10 protein-coding genes are annotated in these 10,667 nt (G+C 58.9%); 2 read left to right on the forward strand and 8 right to left on the reverse strand.

What is annotated here, in order from left to right; genetic code table 11:
* Positions 1–9 precede the first annotated feature (9 nt).
* Together xylA and NOR97_RS05070 are read left to right on the forward strand one after the other, a co-directional pair.
* The gene (gene xylA, locus NOR97_RS05065) at positions 10–1,317 is read left to right on the forward strand and encodes a xylose isomerase (RefSeq protein WP_257600414.1); all 1,308 of its coding nucleotides are present in this window, start codon (positions 10–12) and stop codon (positions 1,315–1,317) included.
* Positions 1,318–1,515: 198 nt separating this feature from the next.
* A complete protein-coding gene (locus NOR97_RS05070; RefSeq protein ID WP_257600832.1) occupies positions 1,516–2,871 on the forward strand; it encodes an MATE family efflux transporter in 1,356 nt (451 codons plus the stop codon).
* A 10-nt stretch (positions 2,872–2,881) separates the two neighbouring features.
* Here the strand turns inward: NOR97_RS05070 and NOR97_RS05075 are convergent, their stop codons facing one another.
* The 8 genes from NOR97_RS05075 to NOR97_RS05110 form a co-directional block, all read right to left on the reverse strand.
* Positions 2,882–3,979, reverse strand: a complete 1,098-nt coding sequence (locus NOR97_RS05075; RefSeq protein ID WP_257600415.1) for a M56 family metallopeptidase — start codon at positions 3,977–3,979, stop codon at positions 2,882–2,884.
* Complete coding sequence (locus NOR97_RS05080) at positions 3,966–4,361, reverse strand: BlaI/MecI/CopY family transcriptional regulator (RefSeq protein WP_170346648.1); 396 nt, start codon at positions 4,359–4,361, stop codon at positions 3,966–3,968. The genes NOR97_RS05075 and NOR97_RS05080 overlap by 14 nt, the downstream gene beginning before the upstream one ends.
* A gap of 65 nt (positions 4,362–4,426) precedes the next feature.
* Positions 4,427–4,828 carry a DUF2160 domain-containing protein gene (locus NOR97_RS05085; RefSeq protein ID WP_170346511.1) on the reverse strand — a complete coding sequence of 134 codons (402 nt, stop codon included), beginning with the start codon at positions 4,826–4,828 and terminating at the stop codon, positions 4,427–4,429.
* A gap of 8 nt (positions 4,829–4,836) precedes the next feature.
* Positions 4,837–5,634 (reverse strand): carbohydrate ABC transporter permease, encoded by a 798-nt coding sequence (locus NOR97_RS05090; protein ID WP_170346512.1) that lies wholly within the window; start codon positions 5,632–5,634, stop codon positions 4,837–4,839.
* Positions 5,631–6,494 carry a carbohydrate ABC transporter permease gene (locus NOR97_RS05095; protein ID WP_257600416.1) on the reverse strand — a complete coding sequence of 288 codons (864 nt, stop codon included), beginning with the start codon at positions 6,492–6,494 and terminating at the stop codon, positions 5,631–5,633. The genes NOR97_RS05090 and NOR97_RS05095 overlap by 4 nt, the downstream gene beginning before the upstream one ends.
* Positions 6,494–7,567 carry an ABC transporter ATP-binding protein gene (locus tag NOR97_RS05100; RefSeq protein ID WP_170346514.1) on the reverse strand — a complete coding sequence of 358 codons (1,074 nt, stop codon included), beginning with the start codon at positions 7,565–7,567 and terminating at the stop codon, positions 6,494–6,496. Before NOR97_RS05100 ends, NOR97_RS05095 begins: the two co-directional genes overlap by 1 nt.
* 1 nt (position 7,568) lies before the next feature.
* Positions 7,569–8,618 carry an ABC transporter ATP-binding protein gene (locus NOR97_RS05105; RefSeq protein ID WP_257600417.1) on the reverse strand — a complete coding sequence of 350 codons (1,050 nt, stop codon included), beginning with the start codon at positions 8,616–8,618 and terminating at the stop codon, positions 7,569–7,571.
* Between the two features lie 82 nt (positions 8,619–8,700).
* Positions 8,701–10,440 carry an ABC transporter substrate-binding protein gene (locus tag NOR97_RS05110; RefSeq protein ID WP_170346516.1) on the reverse strand — a complete coding sequence of 580 codons (1,740 nt, stop codon included), beginning with the start codon at positions 10,438–10,440 and terminating at the stop codon, positions 8,701–8,703.
* Between the last annotated feature and the right edge of the window lie 227 nt (positions 10,441–10,667).

Here is a 10,667-nt window from a genome sequence, read left to right on the forward strand (position 1 = left end):
GTAAATGAAATGACGAGCGGTTTTTTTCAGGGAATTGAAAAAGTCCAATTTGAAGGCGAGGACAGCAAGAACCCGCTCGCGTTCCGTCACTACAACCCGGACGAGATCATCTTGGGCAAGCGCATGGAGGATCACCTGCGGTTTGCCGTGGCGTGGTGGCATTCCTTCGCCTGGGAGGGTGGAGATCCCTTTGGCGGCCCCACTTTCGAACGTCCTTGGCACCCACAGGATGATATGGGCCGCGCCAAGATGAAGGCCGATATCGCGTTCGAGATGTTCCAGATTCTGGGACAGCCCTATTTCTGCTGGCATGATGCCGATATCCGCCCCGAGCAGGGGAACTTTGCCGACAATCTGCGTACTCTGAACGACATCGCCGACTATATCGGTGAAAAGATGCAGGCGTCCGGTACCAAGCTGCTGTGGGGCACGGCCAATATGTTCAGCCATCGTCGCTGGATGGGAGGGGCCAGCACGAACCCTGACCCGGATGTCTTTGCCTTTGCCGCCGCCACGGTGAAATCCTGCATGGATGCCACTCACAAGCTGGGGGGCGAAAACTATGTGCTTTGGGGCGGGCGTGAAGGGTACGAGACGTTGCTCAACACCGATATGAAAACCGAACTGGATCACATGGGCCGGTTCCTGAACATGGTGGTCGAGTACAAGCACAAGATCGGATTCAAGGGCGCGATCCTTGTCGAACCCAAGCCGCAGGAGCCATCGAAACATCAATATGATTTCGACGCCGCCACCTGCATCGGTTTCCTGCGCAAATATGGGCTTGAGGATGAGGTCAAGCTGAACCTTGAACAGGGGCACGCGATCCTGGCAGGTCACAGCTTCGAACACGAAATCGCTGTGGCTGCGGCCGAGGGGATGCTGGGATCCATCGACATGAACCGGAACGACTATCAGTCAGGATGGGATACGGATCAGTTCCCCAACAACACGCCCGAGGTTGCGTTGGCCTATTACCACATCCTGAAAGCGGGCGGGTTCACAACCGGCGGCACCAATTTCGATGCCAAGCTGCGCAGGCAGTCTATCGATGCCGAAGATCTGATCGCCGCGCATGTGGGCGGGATGGATATCTGTGCCCGGGGCCTGAAAGCAGCGGCAGCGATGATGGAAGATGGCGGACTGGAACAGGCGCTGGCTGATCGGTACGCGGGCTGGAATACGCCCGAGGCGCAGGCGATGCTGACCTCTGGTCTTGACGAAATCACAGCACGGGTTCTGGACGAGGATCTCAATCCAAAACCGCGCTCGGGGCGTCAGGAAATCCTCGAGAACTACGTGAACCGTTTTGTCTGATCCCTGTGGGTTACGCCGGTCCGTAAAATAACTTGTGTACAATGCCCCGGAAACGCGTGAGTTTGCTTCAGCGTTGGCCGGGGTTTTTCCTGGCCGAGCGCAACGGAATCAGAGGCCCGTCCGGGTCGAACAGGTGGGGCGAACTGGGTTTTGGCGGATCGATCGGCAGGCAAAGCGGTGTTTTTGAGCGGCAGCCTGATGCTGCATGTGACCCGCATGTCGCTGACCACCAGCATTGGCCTGATGGCCATTTTTGCCGTCGACTTTGTCGATATGATCTTCATCTCGATGTTGGGCAAAGACGCCCTTGCGGCGGCAGTGGGCTATGCCGGTACGCTGCTGTTTTTCACCAACGCGATCAATATCGGATTGTCGATTTCGGCCGGGGCGCTGGTTGCGCGCGAACTCGGGGCCGGGCGGGCTGAACAGGCAAGGCATTACGCGTCCAGCGTGGCCGTTATCGGGCTGATTGCCGGGCTGATGACATCGGGCCTGGTCTTGTTGAATCTCAGTTACCTGCTGTCCTTGCTTGGCGCAGAAGGTGAGGTTCTGAGGCTGGCGACGCGATATGTGTCTATCATCCTTCCCACCATGTGCGTGATGTCGATTGCGATGGCGGCAATGGCGGTGCTGCGCGCCCACGGCGATGCGCGACGGTCGATGATGGCAACGATTTATGGCGGTGTGGTGAATGCTGTTCTGGATCCGATTTTGATCTTTGCTGTCGGGTTGGGGCTGGACGGGGCCGCGATAGCCTCGGTCCTGGCGCGGCTGTGCATGTTGGGGGCGGCATTGTGGCCCGCGCTGCGGGTGCATCGGGGATTTGCACGCCCTTCACTGAAGCAAGTGGGACAGGATTTGCGCCCCGTGCGGGCAATAGCAATTCCTGCTGTTCTGACGAATGTCGCCACGCCGATCGGGAATGCCATCGTGGTGCGGGAGATCGCGCAATATGGTACGGATGCGGTTGCGGGCATGGCTGTGATTGGGCGTCTGTTGCCAGTGGCGTTTTCGGTCATCTTCGCGCTGTCTGGCGCGATAGGGCCGATCATCGGGCAGAATTTCGGGGCCGAAAAGTTCGATCGTGTGCGTGCTGCCTTTTTGGCTGGAATCAAGTTTACGGCCATTTATGTACTTTGCATGTCGGCCATTTTGTTTTTGCTGCGCGCACCGATTGCGGACCTGTTCGCAGCCGAGGGCGAAACCCGAAGTCTGATATATCTGTTTTGTGGCCCGCTGGCATTGGCTTCGTTCTTCAATGGTGTGATTTTCGTGACAAATGCCAGCTTCAACAACTTGGGGCACCCGGTCTATTCCACATGGATAAACTGGGGTCGCCACACAATCGGAACATGGGTTTTCGCGACGATTGGTTCACAGATCGCCGGGGCATCCGGCGTTCTGTTGGGTCAGGCCTTCGGAGGCGTCATCTTTGCGGTCATAGGTTGGGTTCTGGTCGCGCGCGTCGTGGCGCGGTTGGAGCGCTCACAAGCGCTGGAGCCTTTTTCCGATCAAGGTCGACTCCATTCACTGTTCGGGCGTCGCGGATGGTGATCAGGTCGGATCAGTTCCCCTGATTGCGCGCTTCCAGCCGTTCCAGATTGACCACGGTCGACAGCATCAGGCGATCATGGCTCCAATCCTGTGTTTGCTGTAGCGACGCAGACCCCAGTGCAAGAAGGGTGGCGAAGGTGAATGCCATCCCCAGAAACAGAGCGGGCAGGGTGGGCACCGTCGGTTGCGCATCAGTCAGCGCAAGCACGCGCTGGCGCAGCACACGCTTGGCCTTGCCGCCCGTCACAAAGGCAACATTCAGAACGCGGGGATTGTTAACCGAGATGGTACGTGCGCAATAATCCAGCAGGCACGCGGTGTACTCGCGCGCATCGATCCGTTTGCGGGCCACCACGGACTGGTCGCATGCCAGTTCACGCAAGCGGCCGAACTGATACTTGAGCATCAGATAGGCAGGGTTCCAGAACAACAGCGGGCGCAGCATTTCAAAGCCCAGTTCCCATTCCACGTCACCGGCCCGAACATGCTGAAGCTCGTGCGCCAACGCAAAGCGCAGTTCGTGCGGGGTATCCAGCAGGTGGCTTGGCAGAACGACATGGCGACGGCGCAATCCGCGCACGGCGAACGGTACGGTGATGCGATCAGAAAGACGGATGTCAACCTTGGCCGACTGCCGCCAAAGAAAGCTGGACTTGACTGTCTGACGGATCATTGCCGCGTCCCGCAGCGCGCGGGCCGCAAACACCGCTGCGACCATAACAAGCAGGGCTGCAAGGGCAGTGATCACCGGCTGTTGCCCCGACAATGCAAGATCCACCCATCGTTCACGGGTGTTCAGCAAGGCTTCGAACTGGGTGGCGGGCATGGCGATGTCGCCGCGCAGATAGGCGGCAACGGCGATGTCACCAAGCGCCATGGCGCCGCCCGGCCATGCGTAAGAGGCGAATGATGACACGCCGAACGCAAGAAACGGGCTGATCAGTACGCAAACGCACAGCGCCTTGAGCGCACGCAACTGCGCGACATAGCTGTGGCGCAGGGCTGTTCGGTTCAGGGCTGCGCGTGCCACCAGCCAGATGACGGCCGACAAGGCCAGCACGATGTTGAGTTCAATGAATGCGTCGAGAACCGGTCTAACCGCTGTCATTTTGCAGTCTCCTTTCTACCAGCGCTCGAATTTCCTCAAGATCGGCTTCGCTCAGCCCCGCATCATCGACAAGCCGTGCCACCAATGTGGCGGGGGTGTCGTCGAACAGTGTGCGGGACAGGTTTTGCAGCGAACGGGCCTGATATCTGTCCTTTTCCAGAAGTGGCGTATAGATCAGGGTCTTTCCTGTCTTGCGGCTTTCCACAAAACCCTTCTCGTCCAGAATACGCAGGATCGTGGCGCCGGATGTGTAGGCCAGATTGCGTTCCGACGGCAGGCGGTCAAGGACATCGCGCACCGAGCCTTGCCCGAGGGCCCAGAGCTCGTTCATGAACTCCAGTTCAACCTCGGTCAGCAGATTTGTTGTCTTTTTCTTTCGCATCGATCTCGGTGTTGTCATGTTTAGTATGCCTGACAGACAAGCATCCTTTCGCGATTTCTCAAAGTCTAAACTTTCCAGAACACAAAAACGCCCCAGCCGATAGACAGGAAAAGAGGTATCCAGACCGGTTGCCCGACAAGACCCAGCCAGGCGAGGAAGATATAGGCGGACCCCAGAAGGGTGATGAAAAGCCGGTCGCCTAATGTGGTTGTCAGCCCCAGTACGCCGCGCCGTTCTATCCCGTCGCGATACTTGAAGCCCTCAAGAACGCCTATCACAGCGATGGCCGAAAAGATTCCGACGAATACGGCCAGTGTCGCCGGGGTCCAGGCCATCCAGAAATCGGGCCACAGTGGGGCCGTCCAGGAAAAGCCTTTTTCCTCTGGCTGGCCGACGCTGCCCCATCCGGCCTGCTGGGCAAAGGTCGTGGAAGGCAGGAAAAGAAGGGTGAGAAGAAGTTTGCGCATATCGAACCTCACACACGTCCCATCGCGAAACCACGCGCGATGTAGTTGCGGACAAACCAGATGACGATGGCGCCGGGGATGATGGTCAGGGTGCCGGCGGCGGCCAGCAGGCCCAATTCGTACCCTGCGCTGGATGCGGTGCGGGTCATCACGGCGGCGATGGGTTTGGCCTCGACCGCGGTCAGGGTCTTGGCCAGCAGCATTTCCACCCACGAGAACATGAAGCAGAAGAAGGCCGCGACGCCGACGCCCGCTTTGATATTGGGCAGGAAGATCGTCACGAAGAAACGCGGGAAGGAATAGCCGTCGACATAGGCGGTTTCATCCAGCTCCTTCGGAATTCCCCGCATGAAGCCTTCCAGAATCCAAACTGCCAGCGGCACGTTGAACAGTGTGTGGGCTAGCGCCACGGCCAGATACGTGTCGAACAGACCGATGGAAGAGTAGAGCTGAAAGAATGGCAGCGCAAATACCGCAGCCGGAGCCATCCGGTTGGTCAGCAGCCAGAAAAACAGCTGTTTGTCACCTAGGAACCTGTAGCGAGAGAACGCATAGGCAGCAGGCAGAGCGACACAAACCGAAAGTACCGTGTTCAACGTCACATAGGTGATCGAGTTGATATAGCCCCAATACCACGTCGGATCGGTGAAGATGGTGATGTAATTCTCCAGCGTAAAGGTCTGCGGGAACAGGGAAAAGCCCGACAGGATCTCGTTCGTTGTCTTGAAGGACATCGCCACCAGCCAATAGATCGGCAGCATCAGGAACGCGATATAGAGGATCGGGATAAGAGACCGCTTCTTCATTGCGCGTCATCCTTTGTCATCAGAGTGTAGAAGAGCCATGAGACCAGCAGCGTGATGGCGAAGTAGATCAGGCTCATCGCCGCCGCAGGACCAAGGTCGAACTGTCCCAGCGCGATCTTCACCAGGTCGATCGACAGCAGTGTGGTCGAGTTGCCGGGGCCGCCCCCGGTCAGTACGAAAGGCTCGGTGTAAATGTTGAAACTGTCCATGAACCGCAGCAGGACCGCGATGGTCAGAACCGTTTTCATCTTGGGCAGCTGGATGTACCGAAACACCGACCATGGGCTTGCGCCGTCGATCTTGGCCGCCTGATAGTAGGCATCCGGGATCGACACGAGGCCCGCGTAGCACAGCAACACGACCAGCGACGTCCAGTGCCAGACATCCATGACGATGACGGTGATCCAGGCCGAAAGCGGCTGTTGCGTCATGTCATAGTTGATGCCCAGAACGTCATTCAGGAAATATCCCAACAGACCGATCTGGGGCAGGGTAAAGATATTCCACATCGACCCAACGACGTTCCATGGGATCAGCATCGGCAGGGCCATCAGCACCAGGCAGACCGGAACCCAGAAACCTTTGCGCGGCATCGACAGGGCAACGATGATGCCAAGCGGCACCTCGATGATCAGGATCAGGAAGGTAAACAGGAACTGTCGTCCAAGTGCGGCCTGAAACCGGTCCGACCGCAGGATCTGTTCGAACCAACCCAGGCCCTCCCAGAAAAACTGGTTGTTGCCAAAGGTTTCCTGCACCGAATAGTTGACCACCGTCATCATCGGCACCAGCGCGTTGAACGCGACCAATGCCAGCACGGGCAGGACGAAGAACCAGGCTTTTTGGTTTTCTGTTCTCATCAGCTGCGCTCCTCGGTTGCGATCCAGCCGTCCCGATAGACGCGGGATTGTTCGGGTTTGAATTGAAGGAAAACCTGTGATCCGGGTTCGGGCACGCTGTGTTCGGTCACGGCCTTGAGAGCGGTATTGCCGACCATCGCGCTGACCACAAAGTGGCGACCGATGTCGGAAACCTTGGTCACATGCGCCGGGATGCCGGTCTCGCCAAATCCCACATATTCCGGGCGAATACCCAGATCGGTGCGGCCGCCATCACCGTGAATGGGACCTTCCAGTATGACTTCGTGCCCTTCGAACAGGGCGCGGTCGCCGCGCGCCTCGCAGGGCAGAACATTCATGCCGGGCGAGCCGATGAAATGGCCCACGAACGTGTGCTGCGGGCGCTCGAACAGTTCGACCGGCGTTCCGATCTGCACAACTTCGCCTTCCTGCATCACAACCACTTCGTCGGCGAAGGTCAGGGCCTCGGTCTGGTCATGGGTGACATAGATCATCGTCGCCTTGACGCGCTGGTGCAGTTCTTTCAGCTTGGACCGCAGCTTCCATTTCAGATGCGGGTCGATCACGGTCAGGGGTTCATCGAACATCACCGCGTTCACGTCGTCGCGGACCAGACCGCGACCCATCGAGATCTTCTGCTTGTTGTCGGGGCTGAGGCCGCTGGCACGGGTGTTCAGCATGTCGGTGACATCCAGCATCTCGGCAATCTCGTCGACGCGGCGCTTGATCGTCGCCGGATCGACGCCGCGGTTCTTCAGCGGAAAAGCCAGGTTTTCGCCCACGGTCATCGTGTCGTAGATCACCGGAAACTGGAACACCTGTGCGATGTTGCGCTGATCGGGGGGCAGGGCGGTCACGTCACGGTCACCGAACAGGATCTGCCCCTCGGACGGGGTCAGCAGGCCAGAGATGATGTTGAGCAGCGTGGACTTGCCGCAGCCCGACGGCCCCAACAGCGCATAGGCCCCGCCATCACGCCAGGTCACGTCGATTTCCTTCAGCGCATAGTCCTCGGGGCCTTTTGGCGACGGCATGTAGCTGTGGCGGAGGTTCGAAAGTTTGATCTGTGCCATGTCAGGCCACCCTTTTGCCGTCTTGGCCGAAATACCGGCAATGGGCCGGGTTCATGAAGAATGTGTGATCCTCGCCCACCTGATAGGGATGGACCCCGGCGGCCAGCGACACCCAGGCGTCCTCGCCATGCTGGAAATGCGCGCTGGAATCCGAGCCCGAAAGCTCGGTCACGATCACGCGGCCGGTCAGTTCCACGTCCGCGTCAGACGTACGGAACGGCGTCACACGATGCGGCCGCACCGCGACCATGTAATCTCCGTCGGCCATGTCGGTGACGGCCCAGCCACCTCCACCGGCCAGTTGCGCCTGCGCAGCGGAAACGGTGATGCGTGCGATATTGATCGGGGGGTCTGAAAAGACCCGCGCGGCGGCGATGTTCTCGGGGTTGCGATAGATGTCAGCGGTTGGCCCGAACTGGGTCACGCGGCCATCTTCCATCAGGGCGGTGTAGCCGCCCAGCAGCAGCGCCTCTTCGGGCTCGGACGTGGCATAGACCACCACGGCCCCGCGCCCGGCGAATAGCTCGGGCAGTTGCTCGCGCAATTCCTCGCGCAGCTTGTAGTCCAGGTTGGCCAGCGGTTCGTCCAGGAATACCGCGCGGCTGTCCTTGGCGATGGCACGCGCCAGCGCGGTACGCTGCTGTTGGCCACCCGACAGCTCGTGCGGGCGGCGGTGCAGCATCGGGCGCAGTTGCAGCAGGTCGGCGGCCTCTTCCACGCGGCCCTCGATCTCGGACTGCGCCATGCCTGCCACGCGCAGGGGCGAAGCGATGTTGTCGAATACGGTCATATGTGGGTAGTTCACGAAGAACTGGTGCACGAGGCTGATTTTTCGCTTCTGCGTGTTCAGCCGTGTGACGTCCTGCCCATCCATCAGGACCTTGCCCGAGGCGATCGGGTCCAGCCCGGCCATCATCTTGATCAGAGAGGTCTTGCCCGAGCCCGTCGCGCCCAGCAGCACGTTGAAGTGGCCTGTTTGAAGGGTCAGGTTTGTGGGCTTGATATGGATGACGTTGCCGACCCTTTTGGTCGCGTCTTGAAGTTCGATCATGTCCGTGGGTTCCGGTCCTTCAGTGCAATGCACTGGTCTTGAAGTGGGGGTGCCTGATGCGGCACCCCCGGGTTTCAACGGCTTACTGAGACTGCCAGCGCTGAACCAGTTCGTCATAGTTGACGGTCTGGCCTTGCGGCTTTTCGTTCTCAAGCTTGGCCTTGGGCGAACCCGGCTTTTCCAGCCAGAAAGACGGATCCTGCGGCTCGTTCAGGCGTGGACCACAGCCGCCGTAGACACCGGCGCTTTCATCCGCGGCCTGCATACGGGCCATGGTGATGTCCATCTCTTCGGCCAGACGGTCCATCGCCTCTTGCGGGGTGAAGGCGCCCGAGTTCACGTCACCGATCTGCTGCCACCAGATCTGGGCCAGCTTCGGATAGTCCGGCACGTTGATGCCGGTCGGCGACCATGCCACACGATCAGGCGAGCGATAGAACTCGACCAGACCACCCAGCTTGGGCGCGCGTTCGGTGAACGACTCGTGGTTGACCGAGCTGTCGCGGATGAAGGTCAGACCCACATGGGACTTCTTCACGTCGACAGTTTTGGAGGTCACGAACTGGGCATAAAGCCAGGCTGCCTGAGCACGATCCGCAGGGGTCGATTTCAGGAAGGTCCAGGAACCCACGTCCTGATACCCAACCTTCTGGCCTTCTTCCCAGTAGGGGCCGTGCGGGCTGGGCGCCATCCGCCACAGCGGCGTGCCTTCGTCATCCACGGTGTTGTTGCCTTCGGACTTCGGCTTCACCATGTCGGCAGTGAAGGCTGTGTACCAGAAGATCTGCTGGGCCACGTTACCCTGGCTCAGTGCCGGCAGCGACTGGTAGAAGTCATAAGACGCGGCACCCGGAGGCGCATAGGCCCGCAGCCATTCGTCCCATTTCCGGATCGCATAGACCGCAGCCGGACCGTTTGCAGCACCACCACGCGACACCGAAGCGCCAACAGGGTTGCAGGTGCCCGCTTCCATGCGGATGCCCCATTCGTCGACAGGCACACCGTTGGGTTCGCCCTTGTCGCCGGCACCGGCCATCGACAGCCAGGCATCGGTCATGCGCCAACCGAGGTCGGGCGCGCGCTTGCCGTAATCCATGTGCCCGTAGATCGTGGTGCCATCGATTTCTTTCACGTCATTGGTGAAGAACTCGGCGATGTCCTCATATGCGGACCAGTTGACCGGGACACCCAGATCATAGCCGTATTTTTCCTTGAACGCGGCTTTGTTGGCCTCATCATCGAACCAGTCCTTGCGGAACCAGTAAAGGTTCGCAAACTGCTGGTCGGGCAGCTGATACAGCTTGCCGTCCGGGCCGGTGGTGAACTGAATGCCCATGAAGTCATCCAGATCCAGCGTCGGCGAAGTTGTCGCCGCCCAGTCACCGTTCATCATGTCCGTCAGCGCATAGGCGAGCTGCAAACGCGAATGGGTGCCGATCAGGTCACTGTCGTTGACATAGCCGTCATACAGGTTCCGACCCGTTTGCATCTGGGTCTGAACGGCCTGAACCACTTCACCTTCACCCAGAATCTGGTGGTTGACCTTGATACCGGTGATTTCCTCGAACGCCTTGGTCAGCACCTCGGATTCGTAGGAATGTGTCGGGATACCTTCGGACAGGACGTTGATTTCCATACCTGCGTAAGGCTGTGCAGCTTCGATGAACCACTGCATCTCGGCCATCTGTTCGTCTTTCGACAATGTCGATGGCTGGAATTCGTCGTCGATCCAACGTTGTGCTGCGGCTTCGTCGGCCCAAGCAGGACCGTGCCCCGCAATGACGGCAGCCGCCGCCACTGCGGAAAGTAGATGTCTCCGCATCTGTCTCCTCCCAAAAATTATGGTTCTCCGGCAGAAACCGGATGCCGGACAGCATCAGCGATTTCTTGCGTATGTGTCAAACTAAAAATTTAGTAATTGACGTTCAGGCATCCCGAAAGAGGGGGGCTGAACTCATTTGCCAATTTTTGAATTCGCTGTAAGCTGGCATTGTTAATACAAAAATTACCGCTGAACCGTGCAGCGCGAATTACGAAAAACGACTTGGA

Origin of the sequence: Ruegeria sp. YS9 (assembly GCF_024628725.1) — a bacterium.
GTDB lineage: Bacteria > Pseudomonadota > Alphaproteobacteria > Rhodobacterales > Rhodobacteraceae > Ruegeria > Ruegeria atlantica_C.